This window comes from Flaviflexus salsibiostraticola, assembly GCF_003952265.1.
GTDB lineage: Bacteria > Actinomycetota > Actinomycetes > Actinomycetales > Actinomycetaceae > Flaviflexus > Flaviflexus salsibiostraticola.
Genome location: NZ_CP034438.1, coordinates 378,648 through 401,753, shown reverse-complemented (window position 1 = coordinate 401,753; position 23,106 = coordinate 378,648). Strand labels below are relative to the sequence as shown.

Here is a 23,106-nt window from a genome sequence, read left to right as displayed (position 1 = left end):
TGGAGACTCAGGTCACACAATCTGGCATTGTGGTGCCCACACGAGGAAGGGAGTTCAATGGAGAACGAACGAGACATCTACTATCCGTCGCCCGAGTCGGTCCGCGGATCGCTGGCCGAGAACTGGGAGGAGCTCGAGAGGAGCGCGGCCGAGGATCTCGAGGGCTACTGGGCGGACCGAGCATCGGAGCTCGTCTGGTCGAAGCCCTGGGACCAGGTCATCGACGACTCCGAGAAGCCGTTCTACCGGTGGTTCGTCGGCGGTGAGACGAACATTGTGTCGAACGCGGTCGACCGGCACATCACCGGCCCCCGGAAGAACAAGCTCGCCCTCCTGTGGCGGTCGGAGGATAATAAGGAGACGCGGACGTTCTCCTACTTCTCCCTCAACCGTGAGGTCGTCAAGATGGCGAACATTCTGCGGGCCATGGGAGTGGAGAAGGGCGATCGGGTGACGATCTACCTGCCGAGGATCCCCGAAGTGGTCTTCGCCATGCTCGCCTGCGCGAAACTCGGCGCCATCCATTCCGTCGTCTTCGCCGGTTTCTCTGCCGACGCCCTGTCCTCGCGGATCGACGATTCCGAGTCGAAGCTCGTCATCACCGCCGACGGCTCCTGGATCAACGGATCCGTCTTCCCGCTCAAGAACATCGTCGATGAGGCGGTGCGGTTCTCCCCCACAGTTGAGAACGTCATCGTCGTCAGGCGGACGGGCACCGAGGTCCACATGGACTCCACTCGGGACCACTGGTATCACGACCTCGAGTCGCTGCCGATCGCACGCGGCGCGTGCCCGACTGTGCAGGTCGATGCCGAGCATCCCCTCTATATTCTCTACACATCCGGATCGACCGGGAAGCCCAAGGCCATCCTCCACACCCATGGCGGGTACATGGTCGGCACGTACACGACCCTGCGGTATACCTTCGACATCCGTGAGGAGGACCGGTTCTGGTGCACGGCCGATGCCGGCTGGGTGACCGGGCACTCTTACGTCGTCTACGGCCCGCTGCTCGCGGGTGCGACGACGCTCATGTACGAGGGCGGGCCCACCTACCCGCACCCGGACCGCTGGTGGGAGCTTATCGAGCACTACGGCATCACGACTTTCTACACGGCCCCCACCGCGATCCGGTCTCTCATGCGGTTCGGCGACGCATGGGTGAACCGCCACGATCTGTCCTCGCTGCGGCTGCTCGGATCGGTCGGCGAGCCGATCAACCCGGCCGCCTGGCGCTGGTTCCACGAGGTCGTCGGAGGCGGGCGCGCACCGATCATGGACACGTGGTGGCAGACGGAGACGGGAATGTTCCAGATCACCGGTGTTCCGGCGATGCCGCAGAAGCCCGGATCGGCCGGCAGGCCGGTCTTCGGCCAGGAGGCCGAGATCGTCGATGGCGACGGCAATCCGGTGCCCGATGGCACCGAGGGCTTCCTCGTGCTGAAGAACCCGTGGCCGGCCATGGCGCGCACGCTCTACAAGGACGACGATCGGTTCGTCGAGACATACTGGTCGAAGTACCCGGGTCGGTACATGACGGGCGATGCGGCGAAGCGGGACGAGGACGGGTACTTCTGGATCATCGGGCGCACCGATGACGTCATCATGGTCTCCGGCCACCGCCTCGGCACGGCCGAGGTTGAGGCAGCCCTCAACTCCCACCACGCCGTCTCCGAATCGGCGGCGATTGGGGTTCCCCACGAGGTCAAGGGCCAGTCGATCCTCGCGCATGTCGTCCTCAACCAGGGCTTCACGGGCAGTCGCGAGCTCGTCGAGGAGCTCCGGGCCCACGTCGCCGCGCACCTCTCCCCCATCGCAAAACCGGACGAGATCCTCTTCGTCGAGAAACTACCGAAGACCCGCTCGGGTAAGATCATGCGCAGAGTGCTCCGAGCGAGGGCGCTCGGACAGGACGAAGGCGACCTGTCGACGCTCGAGGAATAGCGGTCTGGCGATCGGGCCGCCATCCTCCGATTCGGGCCAGATTCAAAGGAGAATCCCATGCCGGAAAGAATGCTCCCGTCCTTCGACGGGACGAAGCTCTATGTGCGCCGCACCATCCCCGACATGCCGAAGGCGATCGTCGTCCTCGTCCACGGGCTGTGCGAGCACCATGGACGCTACGACCACCTCGTCGATGCCTTCAACATCGTCGGGATCGGCGTCTACCGCTTCGACCATCGGGGGCACGGGAGGTCCGAGGGTGAGCGCACCCACCTCGAGCACTGGGATGACCCGATCAACGACACGGACGTCGTCCTTGATCTCGCGAAGGAGCAGAACCCCGACCTGCCGGTATTCCTCCTCGGACACTCAATGGGCGGATATGCGGTGGTCGGCCACGGGCTCCGTCACCCTGACAAGATCGATGGAGCCGTCCTGTCCGCACCGCTTCTCTTCGACCATGCGAAGCTCATCGCCGATGTTCCGCAGGGCGGGGACCCCCACTCGACGCTCGACAATGAGCTCGGTGAGGGTCTCTGCTCGGTCAAGGAGGTCCGGGACGCGTACGCGGCCGACGAGGACATCGCGACGACGTACACGCTCGGCCTCTGCTACGCCCTCAACGAGGGCGTCTCCCGGATCACCCAGAGTCTGGCCGACTACTCCGAGCCCATCCTCTTCCTCCACGGAGAGAAGGACGCGATCGTCAGCTTGAAGGACTCCCAGGACACCTTCGAGCAGATCTCGTCGGAGGACCGTCAGCTCAAGATCTACGGCAACCTCCTCCACGAGATCTTCAACGAGTATGCCAACGATGAGATCATCCAGGACGCCTGCCGCTGGATCCTCAACCGGGCGGTGTGACATGTCGACGGCGGATTGAAGCTGAGCAGGTGACGGACGGGGCGGGGCCGAACGGCGCCGCCCCGTCCATCCGACGCCCTTCTAAGTGTCAAGCAGCAATCTGCGTCTGATTGATTACCTGGGTTCTGGTTTTGAGCGCGTAGAACATTTCCCGTGCGAGGTATCGTTTCACGCACCTGAGGGCTTCCATTTTGGAGTGCCCTTCGGAGAGTTTCTTCGCCACATAGTCCTGGGTTCTCGGGTCGGTTCTGAGTCTGCCGATCGCGATGATGTGCAGGGCAGAGTTGGCTTGCCGGTCACCACCCCTGTTGAGCCGGTGACGGTGTGTTTTGCCTGATGATGCCGGGATCGGGCTCGCCCCACACAATGCTGCGAACGCGGCTTCTGAAGTCAGCCGGTCGGGGTTGTCTCCCGCAGTGATCAGCAGCTGAGCTGCAGACTCATAGCCGACCGCTGGTTTTTTGATGAGGTCTGGGGCGAGATGATCAACAATGTTTTTGATCATGACATCAAGATCAGCGATCTCATCAGTGAGTTCCAGGTACCTACGTGCAAGGGATTTCAAAGCGATCTTGTACGCGCCAGTGACATCGCGATACTTCGTGAGATCTGGTCGCCATGCGGCTAGGGTGCGGATGAGTTTCATGCGAGTCAGGGTGCGCAGCTGGTCACGGAGTTCGTCTGGTGCTGACACGATGTTCATGCGGATCATCTGTAACGCGACTCGTCTGGCAGCGACCGCAGTTTTACGGGACACTTTCAACACCCGTAGGGATTCAACCAGCCCGTCACGGGTTTTCGGGGTCACGGCACGCACCCGGGCATAGGCTGCGTGAGCAGCATTCTCTGCATCGAGGGTGTCGTCTTTGCCTTTGCGCCTTCGGAGGGCTTGGTCGGGGCCGGTGACTTCGAGTACTTCGATATCTTGTGCGTGGAGGTAGCGCAACAGGCCCGCCCCATAGGTGCCGGTGCATTCCACCCCGATCCTGGCGATCTGTCCGAAGGAGCGTAACCAGTGCACGAGCAGCTTGTACCCATGCCTGGTCGTAGGAAAGAATTCGGTTGCGAGTACCCGGTCGTGCTGATCAACTACCGCAGCAACATGCAGGTCTTTGTGGGTGTCTACGCCACCAACGACAGTGATGAAAGGTTGTGAGGTCATGAGGTTTCTCCAATCGATGTGCATTGTTTGTGGTGCTTTCGTATCGACCGGTAACCTGGACAAGACAGTAAAGAGAAAAGGTGTTCAGGCCCTTCTTGAGTCACATGATCACGGCGAGGCGAAAGCCTCGCCGTGAGTGTTCTCGAATGGTCGACAGGTCCGGGGAAAGACACGCTGGTCGATCAGAGTGTGAGTCAGAACCTTTCGGGAACACTCACGGCACCTGACCGACTGTTCAGGGGTCGATCGCTGTGTGGGTCAAACCATTCGAGAAGATCAGGCACTTCTATTCTTACTGTCGGAGTGGTGGGGGCGCGCCTCAGTGCCGCACCGAGGTGGGGATCGACGTGCGGCGCAGGCGCGATAGCGCTGCGCGCAGGGCTGACGCCTGTGCCGCTGGCCCCCGCACCGGAATCACCGGACCGGTGCCTCCGTCGGCCTGTGCTTCGTCGCACGGCGCTCCAGCCATCCTGCGAGAAGCAAGAGGAGGCCGCTGCCGAGAATCGGCAGGACGATGACGCCGGAGGAGCCCGTCAAGGCCGCACCGAGAGGAGGCCCTCCCCCACGCTGGCCCATGAGCAGGCCTGCAGAGAGCGCCTGGCAGAGGCCAAGAACGAGCAGCAGCAGCCCGGCGGCGGTCGCCCGTCTCAGTCCGAGTACTGCCAGGGGGACGAGGATGGCGACGATCACCATCGTCAGCACCGGCCCGATGTCATCCCTGCCGAACAGGTCGACGCGACTGTCGATGATGGTCGTGCCCGCGGTGATGATGGTGACGACGCCGAGGACCGGTACTGCTCGATCTGGTCGGCTCCAGGCGAGGAAGCCCAGTCCCCCGGCGATTGTGAGCCATCCGACGGTCAACAGGATCGCGAGTCGGAGCCGAAGATCCGTGTAGGCGTAGCCCGCGGCGAACAGCCCTGCGAGGAGCGCGAACGCGATGAGAAGTCCGGATGTGCCGTATCGAAGAATCGGTGCCGCACGCATGACGACCCCCTTCATCAAGGGGCGACCGGCGGCGGGCGGTCGTCCGCCGGAGCGGCCGTCCTTATTCGGATTCTACGGTTCGGTGAGCGCGGCGGTCCAGGATTCTGCCGCGTTGAGGAGGCGGCCGGGCAGGAAGCGATCGGATGGATGTTGCGGAGAGCTGCTCTCTCGGCGGCCGTCCGCCGGCACGGCTGCGCACCCTCGCGGTGCCGTGTTCTAGCGCCACAATTGCTGCGATCACCGGCTCGACGGCAAGACGAAGGCCCCGAGATCTCTCTCGGGGCCTTGCTGGTGGGCGATACTGGGATCGAACCAGTGACCTCTTCCGTGTCAGGGAAGCGCGCTACCGCTGCGCCAATCGCCCTCGCTTGCGAGGTGGGTACGGGATTCGAACCCGTGTACACGGCTTTGCAGGCCGTTGCCTCGCCTCTCGGCCAACCCACCGTGCGAAACCTTTTCAGGCTTCCCAGAGCGGACGACGGGATTCGAACCCGCGACCCTCACCTTGGCAAGGTGATGCTCTACCAACTGAGCTACGTCCGCGTTACCTTCCGGCTTCCCGGCGGTGCTCAATTAATATATCCAGTTTGAGTTCTCGTTGTCCAACTGCGGGGGTGTAGGAAGCATCACGCAGTTCTGCGCCAATTTCCAGCCTGTCGGCTTGGCGCGGAGGCCCGAAATTCAGTATCCTTCAAGTCGCGACCAGAGATGGTCCGCGGGCGATTAGCTCAGTGGTAGAGCGCCTCGTTCACACCGAGGAGGTCACTGGTTCGAACCCAGTATCGCCCACAGAACACCCCGATCGGCAGGAATGCGGATCGGGGTTCTTCGTTGTCTGGCCTCGAGCTCAGAGGCTCCGCACCCCTCTTGCGGAGCGAGCGCATGATCCTCCGGAGTGCTCCATTCTCCGGACATCGTCAGGTTCAGATGGTTAAGTGGTGAACGGCGTCCCCGCGCCCCTCCCCTTCTGGTCCGCCAGCGGCCGAAGTGCTGTACTGCCGTGGCTGGAGGATGAGAAAATCGAGGGGCTTGATGAGGAAAGAGAGCACCGCATGTCGAACCCACTTGATCTCGGCGACCAGAGCCGGCCTTCGGACAATCCGCTGATTCTCGAGCCGCCCACACCTGCGGCCGAGGTCGTGGTCCACGAACCCGAGAAGGTCGGCGGCATGATCCTCGTCGATGCCGTTGAGCAGGCCAAGCACGCAGAGACGGCCAGCCGGTTTCTCGACGACCTCATGGCGGTTGACCTGCAGAGCCCAGAGTTCCAGACGAAGCTCGCCCAGCTCACGCGGCTCGGTGAGGGCATCATGGCGCAGGCGAGCACGTCCTCGAGTCGCATGCTCGAGCGACCCGCAGCATTCTCTCCCAAGGGAGATGATCCGGCATCGCGCACAGGCAGGACGATCGAGGAGCTGCGGCAGGTTGTCACTGATCTTGACCCGAAGCGTCACGATCTCACCGGTGGCAGGAGGATCTTCAAGTTCCTGCCCGGCGGCAGGTCACTCGAGCGATACTTCATGAAGTACGAATCCGCTCAGTCCCATCTCGATGCCATCACGAAGTCGCTGCGCGGAGGGCAGGACGAGCTGCGTCTCGACAACGCCTCGATTCAGACCGAACGGGATTCCCTCTGGGAGGCGATGGGCTACCTTGCCAATTACTCAGTGCTTGCCAACCATCTGGGCAACGAGCTCGAGCAGCGGATTGCGGGACTGAGAGCGGAGGGGCGCGGGGACGATGCCACGGCACTCGAGACCGATGCACTCTTCTACATTCGTCAGCGGCATCAGGACCTCATGACACAGCTGGCAGTCTCGGTCCAGGCGTACCTCGCACTCGACGTCGTGAAGAAGAACAATGCGGAGCTCATCAAGGGCGTCGACCGGGCGCTTGATACGACACTCTCCGCACTGCGGGTCGCCGTCATCGTCGCGCAGGCAGTCGCCCAGCAGAAGATTGTCCTGTCCCAGATCGAGGCGCTCAATTCGACCACGTCGGACATGATTCTCCAGACGTCGGAGATGCTCCGCGCTCAGGGAACAGCGATTCACCAGAACGCCGCGAAGGCGACGATCGACCCCGACAAGCTTCAGCAGGCCTTCGACAATGTTTTCCAGGCCCTCGACGAGATCGATCGATTCAAGATTGAGGCCGCTCAGGCGATGAAGGAGACAACCGCAACTCTCCAGGGCCAGGTGAACAGGTCCCGAGGCCAGCTTGAGCGGAGCCACGCCTCTGATGCGGCGACTGCCCCAGAGAAGAGGGGCTGACGATGTATCGCGTGAAGAACGCCTTCAAGATTGCTCTTGTCGTCATCTTCTTCCCCTTCCTCGCCTTCCTCATGCTGGGCGTCGGCATCGGGTCGAAGAACAGGATGGCAACACTCGAAGGCGCCGCCTACGCACTGATGTTCATCCTCGGCATTGCCAGCTGGTCGTGGCTCACGCCCGTTCTCGGCCTGGGCGCGATGGTCCTGTCGGGCAGCCGTGCCTTCTGGCGCCGGGACCTGTGGCTCGATGGACCCACGGGACGCAGGCGCACCAATCCTCAGAACCTCGAGCCACGCTCGGCCCCCGCCCAGGTCACCCGCCCGCCGACCGAGTCGACGCTGTCGTCGGCCGTCGCCTGGGCATCCAACCACGCCAAGGCGAATCGGCATCGCCTCCCCGCCGACTCCTACGGGTCGATCCTCACGTGCTGCAGCACGCTCCACTCCGTCATCGAGGCAGAAAACGCGCACCCCTCCCGTGATGCTCAATTCGAGTACGAGCTTGAAGCGCTCACGGAGAGATACCTCCCCATGGTGCTCAAGGGCTACCTCGCCATTCCGGCGGACATGGTCGACACTCGCCAGCCGAACGGCAGGACGCCCAACGAGGAGCTCGCCGAACAGTTGAATCTCCTCCAGAGCCAGGCCGATGCTCTTCACGCCACGCGCCACGGCGCCTCCTCGGCCCGACTCACGAGCAGCGGGAACTTCCTTCGTGAGCGCTTCGGTCACCATCAGAAGCAGTTTGACTTCGGGGTCGAATGAGGCGCGTTGCGGGCTGGCTCGTCGGCTCCCCGTCGGCGCGGTCAGCCGCACCATCAAGCGGTTTGACCGCGCCTCCCCCTGTGGGGAGACACACCAGCCATAATGCTCCAGAGAGATTAGGATGGGCAGTGGTTGCGCCGAGCCTATGGCTCCGCCACTGTTCATCATCTTGAGGAGTTCTCTGTTGTCTTCATTTCTCGCCGTCGCCACCACCGTGTGGGGATTGGTCATGGCTCTTGCGCCGCTTCTGCAGATTCGGCTCATGGTCCAGACGCGCGATTCCTCGAACGTCTCACTGTCGTGGATGGGGATCCTCGTCATCGGCTACGTGCTCTGGTTCTCCTACGGCATCACCTCGGGAGCGCTCCCCCTCATCATCGCGAACACCGTCTCGACTCTGGTCGGCATCGCGATGATCGCTGTCATCCTCTATTACCGGAAGCCGTCTAGAGGCGCCGTGTCGGCAGTCGAGGACACGCAGGGCGCGGCTGCCTGACACCAGGCCTCAATCGCTGCTGGGAGTGAGCCCAGGAATTCTCCCTGGGCGGGCGCCGACGTCTCCATTCGCTGCTTAGAACCCCCGGTCGTGTCCATTCAGTCGCCCGGCACATCCCGACAGTGAACCGGAATGACGCTTCTCTTGAAGAGCACCGATCGGTGCCGCCGCGCGATTTCCGCTCCCCGGCATGAAGAGTCATGACCTCCGGGCCGCGCGCCGCTCCTACCGACCACGGCTGTCCTGATCGAAAACGACGTTAGACTCATTACGTGCCCCGAAGTCGATGACGACTCGCCGTGGACACTAAGAGAACTTGGTGACGAGAGGATCTGTGAGCAATGGAGTTCAAACCCGCCCTGTCGGTCAAAGAAACACTGGACTATCTGACGACGAGGCTGGATCCGATCATTGCAGAACGGCTCGACGACGTTCTCGGCGGTCATCCCTGGACGGTCGTGCTCGCTCTGCTCGACCAGCAGAACCAGAAGAAGCGCAGCTACGCCATCGAGCGATACGATCTTCAGGCCCAGCTGAGGATGCTGTCCGAACGACTTGGCGAACTTGGATGGCCGTTTGGGCGCGACAGCTACTCGGTCAAGAGGCTGGCAGCGGAGCTCAAGATCTTCCGGAACCAGAGCGCCCACAACGCTCCCCTCACAACGATCGACGCGTTCAGATCCAGCGACTACGCACTGCGGCTGCTCGAACAGCTCGATGACGGCGAGGGAATGGAGGCGCTCAGAACGTTCAGACGCCAAGCGCTGGAAGCGCTCGCCGCCGAGGAGAACATCTCGGTGCAGCAGGCGGATGAGACCCCGAACCCGATCGAGGTGGACGATCCCGACGCGGATGACGGGACGGATGGCGACGAAGGTGTCGAGCCGGATACTGAGGTCCTCAGTCGAGACGGTGATCCCGACACCACAATCGGCAATAGGCGGCTCGAGTACGAGCCGTGGACTGTCGTTCCGGTCGGAGGCAGCGACGTCATCGAATACCCACGGAGAAAGGCGTCGAAGGCGCAGCTGCGTGCTGCCGTCTCAGAGATCGTCAGCTTTGAGGGCCCCATTCACATCGACCGTCTCACTCGGCTCGTTCTCGCGTCCTTCGACATCCGCCGCAAGACCACCAGGCAAGAGACCCGCACGTCAGGTGTCATCAAGCGGATGTGCGCGACGGGTCGCGGAGCGCGGATCGATGGTCATGACTTCTGGATAGATGGGGACGGCTTCGTCTGGCCGGCGGAGATCGATCGGGAGACATGGTCGGAGTTCCGCCCCGCCGGCGACCACCACCGACCCTTCCACCTCATCAGCCCGGTCGAGATCGCGAATGCTGCTCGCTTCCTCCGTGGGAAGAACCCGGGCATGGCGGACCCTGAACTCCGGCGTCGGGTCATGCGAGTGTTTGGCAGGCAGCGGGAAACGCAGCCTGTCACCGATCAGCTCTCGAAGGCCTGGAACCTGCTGTGACCAGTGTGCTCCCCCGACCAACCGGGTGAGCTGTCCGCTGGTCTCTCGAGCCTCCGAGCCTGGGATGATGCAGTATGCGGACGTCACGCGCGGGAGGCGCGCCGCGATTCGCCCAGAACACAAGAACTCTGCACTGTGGAGTAGTTCATGACATTCTATGGACATGGAAACTTGGCCTGGAAGACCCTATCCGCTCGGCGCCACCTATGACGGCACGGGCACAAATTTCGCGATCTTCTCATCCGTCGCCGAACGCGTGGAGCTGTGCCTCCTCGACGACGACAAGAACGAAGAGCGGATTGAACTGACCGAAGTCGACGCCTTCGTCTGGCACTGCTACATCCCCGGCGTGCGTCCCGGGCAGCTGTACGGCTACCGTGTCCACGGGCCCTACGATCCAGACAACGGGCACCGCTGCGACCCGTCGAAGCTTCTCCTCGATCCCTATGCGAAGGCGATCGACGGTCACGTCGAGAACTCCCCCGCAGTCTTCTCCTATTCCTTCGACGACCCGTCCCAGCGGAACGAGGAGGATTCACTCGGCCACACGATGGTCTCGGTCGTCGTCAACCCCTTCTTCGACTGGGGCCACGACCGGCCCCCGGGTCACGACTACCACAACTCCGTCATCTACGAGGCGCACGTCAAGGGCATGTCGATGCTGCACCCCGATGTGCCGGAGGATATGCGGGGAACGTATTCGGGCCTCGCCCATCCTTCGATCATCGAGCACCTCAGCGATCTGGGTGTGACCGCGATCGAGCTCATGCCTGTCCATCAGTTCGTCAACGATACATACCTGCAGGAGAAGGGGCTGTCGAACTACTGGGGCTACAACACGATCGGCTTCTTCGCACCACAGAATACGTACGCGTCCTACGGTACCCGCGGCGAGCAGGTCGACGAGTTCAAGGCCATGGTCAAGGCCTACCATGAGGCGAACATCGAGGTGATCCTCGACGTCGTCTACAACCACACGGCCGAGGGCAACCATATGGGTCCCACGCTCTCCTTCCGCGGCATCGACAACGCCTCGTACTACCGGCTCGTGCCGGGCGATGAGGCGCACTACTTCGACACGACGGGCACAGGCAACTCGCTCAACATGTCGTCCCCGCATTCACTCCAGCTCATCATGGACTCCCTGCGATACTGGGTGACGGAGATGCACGTCGACGGTTTCCGGTTCGACCTCGCATCGACCCTTGCCCGCGAGCTGCATGCTGTGGACCGTCTCTCTGCATTCTTCGACATCATCCAGCAGGATCCGGTCATCTCCCAGGTCAAGCTCATCGCCGAGCCGTGGGACGTCGGCGAGGGCGGCTACAACGTCGGCGGCTTCCCGCCGCTGTGGACGGAATGGAACGGCCAATATCGGGACACGGTCCGCGACTTCTGGCGCGGCGAGCCAGCCATGCTCTCCGAACTCGCCTCCCGCATCACCGGCTCCTCCGACCTCTACGAGCACTCCGGTCGCCGGCCCGTCGCCTCGATCAACTTCGTCACCGCCCATGACGGCTTCACGATGAGGGACCTCGTCTCCTACAACGAGAAGAGGAACGAGGCGAACGGCGAGGGCGGTGCCGACGGCGAATCCCACAACAGGTCCTGGAACTGCGGCGTCGAGGGACCGACAGACGATCCCGCGGTCAAGGGACTTCGCCTCCGCCAGATCAAGAACTTCCTCACGACTCTCCTCCTGTCGCAGGGCGTTCCGATGATCTCGCACGGCGATGAGATGGGCAGGACCCAGCTCGGCAACAACAACACATACTGCCAGGACAATGAGCTGGCCTGGGTCAGCTGGGACTGGACGACGGAGCAGGAGGAGCTCCTCGAGTTCGCACAGAAGATCGTCAACTTCCGCCACAGCCACCCGCTCCTGCGCAAGCGCCGCTTCTTCGCCGGCGACTCGACGCATGGCGGTGAGTCCGAGCTCGGCGAGATCGAGTGGCTTGTCCCGTCCGGCGAGCGGATGACCGACGAGGACTGGAACACGTCCTACGCGAAGTCCGTCATGATCTACCTCAACGGGGCCGCGATCTCGGAGCCCAACCATCGCGGTGAGAAGGTCATCGACAGCGATCTGCTCGTCCTCATCTCCGCGGACTCCTCGGACATCGATTTCACGCTCCCGAACGAGGCCTACGGCATGACGTGGCACGAGGTGCTCAACACGGCCTCACCGGAATCCGAGGGCACCGAGCACGCCGCGGGCTCGGTCTACACCGTGACGAGCCGCTCCATCGTCATCCTCGAGCGTCCGGCCGAGCAGCGCGAAGAGGAGCTTGAGCTGAGGAACGAAGCCGCATCGAACAATGAGGCCGAGACTCCCTCGGCGGCAGCGGAGAAGAAAGAGACAGATGCCTGAGCGACACGCCCATTCGCACACCCCGAGGCCGGGACGCCGCCAGCCGGTGTCGACCTATCGACTCCAGCTCGGGCCCGACCTGACGTTCTCCCAGGCTCGGAGATTGCTGCCCTATCTCGACAGCCTCGGCGTCACCGACATCTACTGCTCGCCCATCCTCCAGGCCGCTCCCGGCTCCACCCACGGCTACGACGTCGTCGACCACTCGTCGATCTCGACGGAGATGGGCGGGGAGCGTGCGTTCCGCACGCTGGCCGACGAGGCGCACAGGCTCGGCATGGGGGTCATCGTTGATGTCGTCCCCAACCATATGGCGGTGCCCACCCCTCTCTACATCAACAAGGAGCTCTGGTCCGTCCTCAAGTACGGGCCTGACTCTCCCTATGTCGACTGGTTCGACATCGAGATCGAGGAGGAGGGTGAGGGTGTCCTCATGCCCGTCCTCGGCACGCGGATCGGCACCGCTCTCGCGGAGGACACGATCAAGCTCGAGACGCGGGTCATCCCCGGCTTCGAGGACGAGGGTGAACAGCACGTCCTCGTTTATTACGACCACATCTTCCCCGTCAAGGACGCCACCGAGTCTCTGCCGCTCGCGGACCTCCTCGAGCGCCAGTACTACCGGCTCGCCTACTGGAAGGTCGCGAACGAGGAGCTGAACTACCGTCGGTTCTTCGACGTCGATACGCTCGCCGCCGTACGCGTTGAGCGGGAGGATGTGTTCGAGAAGACCCATCGCCGCCTTCTCCAGCTCTACAGGAAGGGCTACATCGACGGCTTCCGCATCGATCACCCCGATGGTCTGGCGGACCCCCGCGGCTACTTCCGGGACCTCTCGGAGGCGACCGACGGCGCGTGGATCGTCGCCGAGAAGATCCTCGACGGCGATGAGGAGCTGCCGGGCGACTGGCCCGTCTCCGGGACGACTGGGTACGACTCGGCCTGGCGCATCCAGGCGCTCGAGACGGACCCGAACGGGATCATTGCGCTCGGCACGATCATGGAGGATATCGCCGGTGATTCCGCCGGGGACCTCCACTCGATCATCATGTCCGGCAAGGAGCAGATCATCGCCGAGTCGCTCTTCGCCGAGATCGACCGGCTCGCCGACATCCTCTCGGCACTGTGCAGCGCCGACGTGCGCCTGCGGGATCATACGTTCCGCTCGCTGCGGGAATCGGTTGTCGCCCTCATTCTGGAGATGGACAGGTACCGCGCGTACGTCGTCCCCGGCGAGCGGCCCGCCCCGCAGGCAGAGCGCGCCCTGCGTGAGGCGGCCGAGCGCGCGAAGAAGCGCCTGGCGGAGGACCGGCACGAGACGCTCGAGATCGTCGTCGAGCTGCTGCTCGGCGCCGAGATCGGCTCGGCCGGCCGGACCCATGAGAAGAAGCGGGCCGAGCTCATCATCCGCTTCCAGCAGGCCTGCGGGCCCGTCATGGCGAAGGGCATCGAGGACACCGCCTTCTATCGATGGACGCTTCTGCTGTCCTCGTGCGAGGTCGGCTCCTACGCCTACACGCCCACCTATTCGAGCGACCAGATGCACGCGTGGGTGCAGCGCACGATGCAGTCCTGGCCGGTGACGATGACGGCGGGGACGACGCATGACACGAAGCGCGGCGAGGATGTCCGCGCCCGGATCAGCGTTCTCTCGCAGTACGCGGGCGAGTGGCAGAGTCTGCTCGAGGAGGTGCGGGAGATGGCTGCCAAGCAGCGCCCCGCCTCGCTCAACGGACGCACCGAGAACCTGCTGTGGCAGACGATCATCGGCACGTGGACGGACCGGGGTCCGATCAGCCACGAGCGCCTCATCCAGTACCTGGAGAAGGCCTCCCGCGAGCAGAAGGTCTGGACGACGTGGACGGAGCCGAACGAGGATGCCGAGAACGCGCTCTTCATGTTCGCCCGCTACCTCATCACCGATGAAAAGATCGGCGCGAAGATCGCGGAGTTCTACGAGCACACGGCCCCCGCGGTCCGCTCGGTCCTCCTCGCCGCGAAGGCGATCCAGCTGACGATCCTCGGTGTCGCCGACAACTATCAGGGCGAGGAGATCACCCAGAACTCCCTCGTCGACCCGGACAATCGTCGCACGGTGCGGTACGGGGACATCGTCCCCATGCTCACCAAGCTCGACGATCACGGCCTCGGTTCCCATCCGAGTCTCGACGAGGAGAAGCTGTGGCTCGTGTCGCGGATCCTGCGGCTGCGGCGTGAGATGCCGGATGTGTTCGTCGGTGGCGGCTACAGGCCGCTGCCCGTCACGACCGGGCATGCCTTCGCCTATGCCCGGACGCAGGGCGACGAGGCCCAGGTCGCCGTCGTCACCGAGCGTCTCTACGCGGAGATCACCCACAGCGGCTTCGGGGATCACACGGTCGTCGTCCCGGAGGGGTCGTGGACCGACATCCTCACCGGGAAGACGTACGACGGGGGAAGCATCAACCTGGCCGAGCTGCTGGCGACCATGCCGGTTGCGGTCCTCAGGAGGGAAGACTGACATGTGGGCACCCAAGCCGACCACTCTCGATCTCCTCATCGGCGGCCCCGACTGGAGTCCCGGCGATGACTTCGAGCGCAGGCCGCTGACGCGCGAGGGCGAGTACTGGCACGTTCCGGTGCTGCCCCACGGCACGGCGTACGGGTTCTCGATCGACGGGGGGCCCATGCTCCCCGATCCGAGGAGCGCCGAACAGCCATGGGGTGTCCACGGGCCGTCCCGCGTCTTCGACACATCGACGCTGTCCTGGTCCGACGGCGACTTCGACGGAGTCGATGCACGGGGTGCGGTGCTGTACGAGATGCACATCGGCACCTTCACCGCCGAGGGCACGTTCGCGTCCGCGATCGAGCGGCTCGATCACCTCGCCGAGCTCGGTGTCGACATGGTCGAGATCATGCCCGTTGCACCCTTCCCGGGTGAGCGGGGCTGGGGATACGACGGGGTGAGCTGGACGGCCGTCCATGAGGCATACGGTGGCCCGCAAGGCCTCGCCAAGTTCGTCGACGCCTGCCACCGGCGCGGCCTCGGAGTCTGCCTCGACGTCGTCCACAACCACCTGGGCCCCGACGGGAACTACCTCGACCAGTTCGCTCCATACTTCACGGATCGGCACGAGACCCCGTGGGGCACGGCGATCAATCTCGACGATGAGGGCAGCGAGGGCGTGCGCGAGCACATCCTGTCCTCTGCGCTGCGCTGGTTCGAGGAGTTCCACATCGACGCCCTGCGTCTCGATGCGATCCACGCCCTCATCGACGACTCCCCCGTTCATATCCTCGCCGAGCTGGCGGACGCGACGAGGGCACTGTCGGGTGAGCTCGGCCGGCCCCTTACTCTCATCGCCGAATCCGATCTCAACGATCCCGCCGTCATCTCCCCCACCGACGAGGACGGATGGGGCATGGACATGCAGTGGGCGGACGACGTCCACCATGCCCTTCACGCCGCCTTCACGGGTGAGACGCACGGCTACTATGTCGACTTCGGCGACGAGAATGCCCTCGCCAAGGTTTTCCGGGGCGCGTTCTATCACGATGGATCGGAGTCGACGTTCAGGGGCGCCCCGTGGGGCACGCCGGTCCCTGACTCAATCGACGGTCACGCCTTCGTCGTCTATGACCAGAACCACGACCAGGTCGGCAACCGCGCTCAGGGCGACAGACCCTCGGAGCACCTCTCCGAAGTCGAATCGCTCGGCTCGCTCGCGCTGGTCATCCTCTCCCCCTTCACGCCCATGCTCTTCCAGGGCCAGGAGTGGAACACAAAGTCCCGGTTCGCGTTCTTCACAGACCACAGCGAGGAGCTCGGCCCACTCGTCTCCCAGGGCAGGCTCTCCGAGTTCGGTGCCCATGGATGGGAGGAGATCTACGGCCCGGATTTCGTGGTGCCGGACCCTCAGGCCATCGAGACCTTCGAAGGCTCGAAGCTCGACTGGGATGAGAAGGCGAACAATGGCGACATCCTTGAGTTCGTCAAGCACCTCATCCAGATCCGCAAGGGCGAGCCGTCCTTCGCCTCGCCCGACCGGCTGGCAACCCGACTCGAGCGTCCCGCACCCGGGCAGTACATCCTCCACCGGGACACGGCACGGCTCGTCATCAATACGTCGGACGAGAAGTTGACGGTCCCCGCCGGCGAGGTTCTCCTCACCCGCGGCAGCGTCGACCAGGGCGACTCGATCACTCTCGAGCCAGAGTCGGTCGCCGTCATCAGGTAGGAGATCTTGACGTGGAAGGGCCCGGACTGCGTCAGCCGTCCGGGCCCTTCCCTGTCAGAAGACCTCGGCCGACCGGCGAGTCCGTACTGCGGGAAGCCTCATTCAACGCTCGGCTCGACCCGGTACCGGGTGAAGGCCGGTACGAGAAGCGCGCACAGCAGGACGAGGAGTACCACGAGGATTCCGCCGCCGCCCGTGGCGAGTGCTGTTCCGACATAGACGGCGGCTGCACCGTGGGCGACGTCGGCGATGCGGGGGCCGCCTGAGACGACGACGAAGAACACACCCTGGAGGCGTCCTCGCACTTCGTCACTTGCGGCCGTCAGGAGCATGGTCTGGCGGAAGGCGGCCGATGCGATGTCTGCCGCTCCGCCCAGGACGAGGAAGAAGGCGCCGATCCACAGCCAGTGATCGGGCGCGCCGGTCGCGAAGTGGACGGCGATGCCGAAGCCTGTCATCGATAGCCCCCAGGCAATAATGCAGAGGATGACGGCGAGACCGTGGTGTCTGATGCGGGAGACCCAGCCGGAGAACACTCCCCCGAGGGCCGATCCGAGGGGTATCGCGGCATAGAGAATCCCGAACGCGAGGCCACCGCTCATGCTCGAGCCGAAGGATTCATGGGCGATCTGGGGGAACAGCGCCCTCGGCATGCCGAAGATCATGGCGATGAGGTCGACGACGAAGCTCATGAGAAGAATCTTGTGGCCCATGAGATAGACGAGACCCTCGATGACCGACCGCCATCCCGGCGCCTTCTTCTTCTGAGCGCCAGCCGGGACAAGGCTCGGCAGTCCGATGACGGCGAGTAGGGTGGGCAGGAGGAGAAGGATGTCGGCGAAGTAGAGCCACTGGAAGCCGAGCACGGGGATGAGGGCCCCGCCGATGAGGGGTCCCGCGATACCACCGGCTGAGATGACCGTCATGTTGAGCGCGTTCGCCGCCGGTATCTGACCGCTTGGCAGCAGCTGGGGAAGGATCGAGATCCGGGCCGGCTGGTTGGCGGCGAAGAACGCCTGTTGGGCCGAGAAGGTGAGGAGGATGAGCCACACATTCGTGTTGCCGAGAGCGGTCCACACGAAGAACAGCGACGACGTGACGACGATGCCGATGACGGTGACGATGAGGAGCCGGCGACGGTCGAGGGCGTCGGCCAGGGCGCCGCCCCAGAGCCCGAAGATGAGGAGGGGGACGAGGCCGAAGATGCCCGACAGTCCGACATATGCCGAGCTTCCGGTCATCGAGTACAGCTGGGCGGGCACGGCCACGAGTGTCATCTGAGCGCCAATGACCGTGATGATGTTCGCCGACCACAGGCGGCGGAAGTGCGGGTTCTGCAGCGGCCGAGTATCGGCCAGCAGGTTGCGCAGCGCCATCAGCACCCGCCCCGCATCGCACCCAACCCCGAACTGACACACGGGTCCCCGCCCTGGCATATGGCACGCGGGCACGTTCGGTGGAAGGTCACGTCAGGACAGAGGTTCACGCAGTCAGATTGGCACAGCATCGACCGTTTGGCTTCTTCCGGCCGGGCTGTCTCGGCGTGCTGTGAGCGCTTTCTCAGTCGCGGGACGACTCCGTCGGACGTGACCGCAGGTTCCTGATCGCCGTCAAGGCCGACCTCTTGGCCTTGAGCGCGAGCGTGAGGCCGTGGTAGACGACAGGCTGGAGGGGCAGATCCCAGGCGCCCGGCACCTCGGCGATCTCCTCGGAGAACTTGGTTTTGAAGCCTCGGACTCCGGCCAGCTGCGGTGCGCGCTCGGAATCGATGCCCATGAGATCGAAGGTGGTGACGCCCGCGTCGCGAAGCGTTTCCGTCATGTGCCAGACGAGGAGGTCAGGGGCTCCGGCCTTCCGACCAGCGGCCGAGGAGGCCGCGTAGTAGTACGTGGCCCGCGGCCCGTTGACGGTGACGATTCCCCAGCAGTACGGTTCGCCGTGCGCCCGGACGGTGAACAGCCGCGCATGCTCAGGTCCAAGCGAGCTCAGCATCCGCAGGTATGAGGACTTCGGTGCGATGCCGAAGCCATCCCGGTCCCCGGTCTCCTTCAACAGGTCGTAGAGCTCATCGAAGACCTCTTCCGCGCGGGCTGTCTCTTCCGAGGCCACGAGATCCTCGTTGCGCAGGGACTTACGCACGTCGCGGCGGCCGCGCTTCTTCATCGAGGCGAGCAGGTCTTCGCTCGAGAGAGACAGGTCGAGGATAACGGTGCGGTCGAAGGGGATCGACTGGAGGAGTTCATGGAGGCGCGGGGACCTGTGGTGGGCATGCAGGCGCACGAACGCGTGCCGCCGGTCTTTCTTGAGTGCTGCCATGAGGTCGCTCTGGAAGCGCTCTTCATGCCGTGCAGTCGGCGCCTCCGTCCATACCGGGCCCTCCTTCGCCCACAGGTACCGGAATCCTCGGCCCGAGAAGGCCGTGAGGGAGATGAAGGCACGATCCTCGCCATCAACCTGCCACGCATAGCGGCCGTAGGGCGTTCGGCCCGGGGACGCCACATCGTAGCGATCCCATGCGGCGGACTGCTCGAGCGGCAGAGCGACGCCGGCAGCGGCCGCTCGGGACATGAACTCTTCCGGAGGCAGGGAGACGATGCGAGACGTAGGCATGATTCCTCAGGCTGGTCGGGGACGAAACAGGGCCAGTCTACCGGCGCGCCTGCGGGCACCGCACTCGACGAGTCGATACGGTGCTTCTGTGACCGACGTACCGCCGCTGTTCCTCGCGAGTCTCGACTCGATGCGCGACCATGCGTTCCGGCGAGAGTTCCGTATTCAGGAGATTCCCGCCCCGAAGCGGATCGCGCCCTGGGCAGCGGCTCTGGCGGCGGAGATCAACACAACTGGGGCTCCGCTCGACCCGGACGGCTACCTTGGCGAGGCCAGGTTTGTTCTTCTCTACGACCCCGATGGTCAGCCAGCCTGGAACGGCTCCTTCCGGATCGTCTGCCACGTGTCGGCACCCGTTGAGACCGAACTTGGGGATGATCCCCTGCTCGGTGAGGTCGCGTGGTCCTGGCTGACCGATGCGCTGGATGCGCACGGTGCCAATTACCACAGTCTGAACGGCACGGTGACCCGGCAGATGGACGAGACATTCCGTGGTCTACACTTGGACGACAGCCGCGTGACAGTCGAGGTGCGGGCCTCCTGGTCCCCCCATTCCGAAGATGTCTCCGACCATTTGGATGCGTGGGCGGAATTCGCCTGCACGGCAAGCGGACTGAACCCACCATCCGTCACTCCACTGGATCGCCTGTGAAATTAGATGAACCACAGGGCGGGATACCGCCCCTGTTGTCGACGCATGCCGATATGTCGGCGGCAGTCGACTCCCTCAAGAAGGGCAGCGGGCCCTTCGCCATCGACACCGAACGCGCCCAGGGTATCCGCTACTCCAATCGCGCCTACCTCATCCAGATCAAGCGGGAGGGCTCAGGGCTCTTCCTCATCGATCCTCCCCCGCTCGAGGACCATATGTCCGGACTCGCCGAGGTGCTCGCCGAGGATGAATGGATCCTCCACGCTGCGGATCAGGATCTGCCCAGCCTGCGCCGCGAGGGCCTCAACCCGCCGTCCCTGTGGGACACCGAGGTGGCTGCGCTGCTGCTCGGCGACGAGCGGGTCTCCCTTCAGGCCGCGATCTCGGACAATCTCGACATCCAGCTGGCGAAGGAGCATTCCAACTCCGATTGGTCCACTCGCCCGCTTGCCCCGGAGCTCCTGTCGTACGCCGCCCTCGACGTCGAGCTCCTCATCGAGCTCCGCGGGGTCCAGCACCGACGCCTCGAGGAGGCGGGTCGGCTCGAGTGGATGATGCAGGAGTGCGAACACCTGCGCACCAGCCCTCCGAATCCGCCGAACCCCGAACCGTGGCGCAAGATCGGCACCTCACTGAGGATCCGCGACCCCCGTACTCTCGCGATTCTTCGCGAGCTTTGGCTCGAACGCGATGAGATCGCCCGCACCCGCGACGTCGGACCGGAGAAGGTCCTTCCCGGCAAGGCGCTCGGCGCCCTCGCGGCGTCGCTGCCCGGCACCCTCGACGAGGTGCGGGCCTCCTCGGCCCTGCGCTCGCGCTCCCGTCAGGACCTGTCGACCCGCTGGTGGGCTGCGATCGAGCGCGGCTGGGACACCGACAACCTGCCCTCCCGCCATGCTCCGTCGAAGGACGGCCTGCCGGACGTGAGGAACTGGAAGAACCGCAGGCCCGAGGCCGCGGAGCGCTGGGACATCGTTCGACCCACTGTCCTGAAGCGGGCAGAGGATCTCGGAATCCGACAGGATGCCCTCCTCAAGCCCGCAATCCAGCGCCAGCTGGCGTGGGAGGGATGGGATTCGATCACGTCGATGGTCGATGTTCTCTACCGTGCGGGCGCCAGGCCGTGGCAGATCGAAGAGGTGGCCGTCGTCCTACCGCGGTCGCCCAAGTAGCAGTGCGCCGAGGTGGTCGGCGCACAAGAATCGTCGGCCCAGAGGCCCTGCTCGCGATCCTCAGAAGCGATCCATAACCAACGGCGCTTCTGACGTCTACTCAGGCGTCGCTGGCAATCGACAGGGCCGGGCCGTGCCCCGCGGCCGCGCGAACTGCCGTGATGACATCGTCACCCGTCATGTGCTCGCGGGCAAGGATGTCCTTCCGGCTCGCGTGGTCGATGAAGTGCCGGGACACACCGAGGACGGTGACGGGGCATGATGCGAGGTCGGCGATCTGCTGGCCCACTCCCCCGTCCCGCAGCCCGTCCTCGATGGTCACTATCGCGTCGAAGCCCTCGACGAAGTCAATGAGCTCCTCACTGATCGGCAGAACCCAGCGCGGATCGATGATCGTCACGTCGGCGGTGGTGACGGATGTCGCGGCGAGGGCCGCCCCCGCCGTGGCTCCGATGGAGACAACGAGGACTCTCGGGCCGCTGCCGCCGCTGCGCCCAATGATGTCGAGGGAGCCGACGCGGTCGACGGCCGGGATCGCCTCGGGAACGCTGCCCTTCGGGTATCGCAGGAGCGTCGGTCCATCGTCGATGGCGAGGGCCTCGTTGAGCTCATCGCGCAGGGTTGCCTCATCACGGGGTGCAGCGACACGCAGGCCCGGGATCATGGCGGCAAGCGACAGGTCCCACATGCCGTTGTGGGAGGCGCCGTCGTTACCGGTGATGCCGGCGCGATCGAGGACGACCGTGACGGGGGCACGATGGAGGGCGACGTCCATGAGGAGCTGATCGTAGGCCCGGTTGAGGAAGGTGGCGTAGAGAGCAACGACCGGGTGGTATCCGGCGAAGGCGAGGCCAGCGGCTGTTGTCACCGCGTGCTGTTCGGCGATGCCGGTGTCGATGACCCGATCCGGGAAGGCATCTCTCATCGGGCCGAGCCCGACCGGGCGCAGCATGGCCGCGGTCAGGGCGACAATCTTCGGATCCCTTGTCGCGGCCTGAAGAATCTCATCGGCGAACACGGCCGTCCACCCGAAGCCGGACTGCACGATCGGCAGTCCCGTCTCGGGATGGATCTGACCCACTGCATGGAAGCGGTCCGCAACGTCGTCGAGTGCGGGCTGGTAGCCGCGGCCCTTCTCGGTGATGGCATGGACGACAACGGGCCCGCCGTACTCCTTCGCCATCTCCAGCGCCGTATCAAGGTCACGGATCTTATGCCCGTCGACGGGGCCGACGTACTTGATGCCGAGGGCGTCGAAGATCCCCGCGTCGACCAGCACGTCCTTGACGCCCCGCTTGAAACCATGGATTGCGTCGTAGGCGAGCCGTCCTGGAGGACCGGATGCTCGCAGGGTCTTCTTACCCCAGTTGAGGATGCTCTCGTAGTCCTTCGAGACACGGACCTGGTCGAGACGGCGCGTGACGCCGGTGACATCGAATTTGCGGGCCATGCCGCCGATGGTCGGCTCGTAGGAGCGATCGTTGTCGTTGAGGACGATGACGAGGGGAAGGGACTGGTCCTCCGCGATATTGTTGAGGGCCTCCCAGGCCATGCCACCCGTCAGAGCACCATCACCGATGACGGCGACAACGCTGCGATCCTCACCGGCGAGGCGGTAGCCGCGGGCGATGCCGGCGGCCCAGGACAGCGCTGTCGACGCATGGGAGTTCTCGACCACGTCGTGGACGGACTCGGTTCGCGACGGGTAGCCGGACAGGCCACCCTCAGACCGCAGGTTTGTGAAGTCCTTACGGCCGGTGAGGACCTTGTGGACGTAGGACTGGTGCCCCGTGTCGAACACGATCGTGTCACGCGGTGAGTCGAAGACGCGGTGGAGTGAGATCGACAGCTCGACGACGCCGAGGTTCGGGCCGAGGTGCCCGCCCGTCTGTGACACGGACTCGACAAGGAAGGACCTGATCTCCTTCGCCAGGCCGTCCACCTGTTTGTGTGACAGCCGGCTGACATCGGCCGGAGAAGTGATTGTCGACAGTATGCTCACGCTGATCCTCCTGTGCTGGCACATGAGTTTACCACTGCGGCGCGTAGGACCACGGGGCATAGCGGCACCGGGATTGATGCGCGGCGATCAGACGGGATCGCTGTGCGGCGATAA

16 protein-coding genes and 4 tRNA genes are annotated in these 23,106 nt (G+C 64.2%); 12 read left to right on the top strand and 8 right to left on the bottom strand.

Features of this window, described 5'->3' with window-relative positions; translation table 11 throughout:
• Positions 1–57 precede the first annotated feature (57 nt).
• Both acs and EJO69_RS01900 read left to right on the top strand, forming a co-directional pair.
• A complete protein-coding gene (gene acs / locus EJO69_RS01905; RefSeq protein WP_126038485.1) occupies positions 58–1,944 on the top strand; it encodes an acetate--CoA ligase in 1,887 nt (628 codons plus the stop codon).
• Positions 1,945–2,001: 57 nt separating this feature from the next.
• Complete coding sequence (locus EJO69_RS01900; protein ID WP_126038483.1) at positions 2,002–2,808, top strand: alpha/beta hydrolase; 807 nt, start codon at positions 2,002–2,004, stop codon at positions 2,806–2,808.
• 88 nt (positions 2,809–2,896) lie between these two features.
• On the opposite strand, the gene EJO69_RS01895 is transcribed toward EJO69_RS01900, so the two are convergent.
• From EJO69_RS01895 to EJO69_RS01875, 5 genes are all read right to left on the bottom strand, one after another.
• The gene (locus tag EJO69_RS01895) at positions 2,897–3,970 is read right to left on the bottom strand and encodes an IS110 family RNA-guided transposase (RefSeq protein WP_126042269.1); all 1,074 of its coding nucleotides are present in this window, start codon (positions 3,968–3,970) and stop codon (positions 2,897–2,899) included.
• Between the two features lie 414 nt (positions 3,971–4,384).
• The gene (locus EJO69_RS01890) at positions 4,385–4,957 is read right to left on the bottom strand and encodes a hypothetical protein (protein ID WP_126038481.1); all 573 of its coding nucleotides are present in this window, start codon (positions 4,955–4,957) and stop codon (positions 4,385–4,387) included.
• A gap of 289 nt (positions 4,958–5,246) precedes the next feature.
• Positions 5,247–5,321, bottom strand: a tRNA-Val gene (locus EJO69_RS01885).
• A gap of 9 nt (positions 5,322–5,330) precedes the next feature.
• A tRNA-Cys gene (locus EJO69_RS01880) sits at positions 5,331–5,401 on the bottom strand.
• Between the two features lie 26 nt (positions 5,402–5,427).
• Positions 5,428–5,500, bottom strand: a tRNA-Gly gene (locus EJO69_RS01875).
• Positions 5,501–5,674: 174 nt separating this feature from the next.
• On the opposite strand from EJO69_RS01875, the gene EJO69_RS01870 reads away from it, so the two are divergent.
• The 8 genes from EJO69_RS01870 to treZ all read left to right on the top strand — a co-directional run bounded on the left by EJO69_RS01870 (position 5,675) and on the right by treZ (position 16,556).
• Positions 5,675–5,746: transfer RNA gene (locus tag EJO69_RS01870), tRNA-Val, on the top strand.
• A gap of 263 nt (positions 5,747–6,009) precedes the next feature.
• Positions 6,010–7,230, top strand: a complete 1,221-nt coding sequence (locus EJO69_RS01865; RefSeq protein WP_126038478.1) for a toxic anion resistance protein — start codon at positions 6,010–6,012, stop codon at positions 7,228–7,230.
• Positions 7,231–7,241: 11 nt separating this feature from the next.
• Entirely contained in the window at positions 7,242–7,994 is a 753-nt protein-coding gene (locus EJO69_RS01860) for a hypothetical protein (RefSeq protein WP_126038474.1), read from the top strand.
• Positions 7,995–8,178: 184 nt separating this feature from the next.
• Positions 8,179–8,490 carry a SemiSWEET family sugar transporter gene (locus EJO69_RS01855; RefSeq protein ID WP_164519827.1) on the top strand — a complete coding sequence of 104 codons (312 nt, stop codon included), beginning with the start codon at positions 8,179–8,181 and terminating at the stop codon, positions 8,488–8,490.
• A 341-nt stretch (positions 8,491–8,831) separates the two neighbouring features.
• On the top strand, positions 8,832–9,965 hold the full coding sequence (locus EJO69_RS01850; protein ID WP_126038468.1) for a DUF3320 domain-containing protein: 1,134 nt from the start codon (positions 8,832–8,834) through the stop codon (positions 9,963–9,965).
• A gap of 163 nt (positions 9,966–10,128) precedes the next feature.
• On the top strand, positions 10,129–12,336 hold the full coding sequence (glgX, locus tag EJO69_RS01845) for a glycogen debranching protein GlgX (protein WP_126038465.1): 2,208 nt from the start codon (positions 10,129–10,131) through the stop codon (positions 12,334–12,336).
• A complete protein-coding gene (gene treY / locus EJO69_RS01840; RefSeq protein ID WP_126038462.1) occupies positions 12,329–14,836 on the top strand; it encodes a malto-oligosyltrehalose synthase in 2,508 nt (835 codons plus the stop codon). Before glgX ends, treY begins: the two co-directional genes overlap by 8 nt.
• A 1-nt stretch (position 14,837) precedes the next feature.
• Positions 14,838–16,556 (top strand): malto-oligosyltrehalose trehalohydrolase, encoded by a 1,719-nt coding sequence (treZ, locus tag EJO69_RS01835; protein ID WP_126038460.1) that lies wholly within the window; start codon positions 14,838–14,840, stop codon positions 16,554–16,556.
• 98 nt (positions 16,557–16,654) lie between these two features.
• Here the strand turns inward: treZ and EJO69_RS01830 are convergent, their stop codons facing one another.
• Both EJO69_RS01830 and EJO69_RS01825 read right to left on the bottom strand, forming a co-directional pair.
• Positions 16,655–17,932 carry an MFS transporter gene (locus EJO69_RS01830; protein ID WP_211331470.1) on the bottom strand — a complete coding sequence of 426 codons (1,278 nt, stop codon included), beginning with the start codon at positions 17,930–17,932 and terminating at the stop codon, positions 16,655–16,657.
• 184 nt (positions 17,933–18,116) lie between these two features.
• Positions 18,117–19,166: a lipid II:glycine glycyltransferase FemX gene (locus EJO69_RS01825; protein ID WP_126038457.1), complete on the bottom strand. Its 1,050-nt coding sequence runs from the start codon at positions 19,164–19,166 to the stop codon at positions 18,117–18,119.
• An 88-nt stretch (positions 19,167–19,254) separates the two neighbouring features.
• On the opposite strand from EJO69_RS01825, the gene EJO69_RS01820 reads away from it, so the two are divergent.
• Positions 19,255–19,818, top strand: a complete 564-nt coding sequence (locus EJO69_RS01820; RefSeq protein ID WP_245993716.1) for a DUF3000 domain-containing protein — start codon at positions 19,255–19,257, stop codon at positions 19,816–19,818.
• On the top strand, positions 19,749–20,990 hold the full coding sequence (locus EJO69_RS01815; RefSeq protein ID WP_342769221.1) for an HRDC domain-containing protein: 1,242 nt from the start codon (positions 19,749–19,751) through the stop codon (positions 20,988–20,990). The genes EJO69_RS01820 and EJO69_RS01815 overlap by 70 nt, the downstream gene beginning before the upstream one ends.
• A 100-nt stretch (positions 20,991–21,090) precedes the next feature.
• On the opposite strand, the gene dxs is transcribed toward EJO69_RS01815, so the two are convergent.
• Positions 21,091–23,016 carry a 1-deoxy-D-xylulose-5-phosphate synthase gene (dxs, locus tag EJO69_RS01810; RefSeq protein ID WP_211331469.1) on the bottom strand — a complete coding sequence of 642 codons (1,926 nt, stop codon included), beginning with the start codon at positions 23,014–23,016 and terminating at the stop codon, positions 21,091–21,093.
• Positions 23,017–23,106: the final 90 nt, after the last annotated feature.

Coding starts and splice junctions, on each gene's coding strand:
- acs (WP_126038485.1), top strand. CDS start 58: ATGGAGAACGAACGAGACATCTACTATCCGTCGCCCGAGTCGGTCCGC.
- EJO69_RS01900 (WP_126038483.1), top strand. CDS start 2,002: ATGCCGGAAAGAATGCTCCCGTCCTTCGACGGGACGAAGCTCTATGTG.
- EJO69_RS01895 (WP_126042269.1), bottom strand. CDS start 3,970: ATGACCTCACAACCTTTCATCACTGTCGTTGGTGGCGTAGACACCCAC.
- EJO69_RS01890 (WP_126038481.1), bottom strand. CDS start 4,957: ATGCGTGCGGCACCGATTCTTCGATACGGCACATCCGGACTTCTCATC.
- EJO69_RS01865 (WP_126038478.1), top strand. CDS start 6,010: ATGTCGAACCCACTTGATCTCGGCGACCAGAGCCGGCCTTCGGACAAT.
- EJO69_RS01850 (WP_126038468.1), top strand. CDS start 8,832: ATGGAGTTCAAACCCGCCCTGTCGGTCAAAGAAACACTGGACTATCTG.
- glgX (WP_126038465.1), top strand. CDS start 10,129: ATGGAAACTTGGCCTGGAAGACCCTATCCGCTCGGCGCCACCTATGAC.
- treY (WP_126038462.1), top strand. CDS start 12,329: ATGCCTGAGCGACACGCCCATTCGCACACCCCGAGGCCGGGACGCCGC.
- treZ (WP_126038460.1), top strand. CDS start 14,838: ATGTGGGCACCCAAGCCGACCACTCTCGATCTCCTCATCGGCGGCCCC.
- EJO69_RS01830 (WP_211331470.1), bottom strand. CDS start 17,932: ATGGCGCTGCGCAACCTGCTGGCCGATACTCGGCCGCTGCAGAACCCG.
- EJO69_RS01825 (WP_126038457.1), bottom strand. CDS start 19,166: ATGCCTACGTCTCGCATCGTCTCCCTGCCTCCGGAAGAGTTCATGTCC.
- dxs (WP_211331469.1), bottom strand. CDS start 23,016: ATGTGCCAGCACAGGAGGATCAGCGTGAGCATACTGTCGACAATCACT.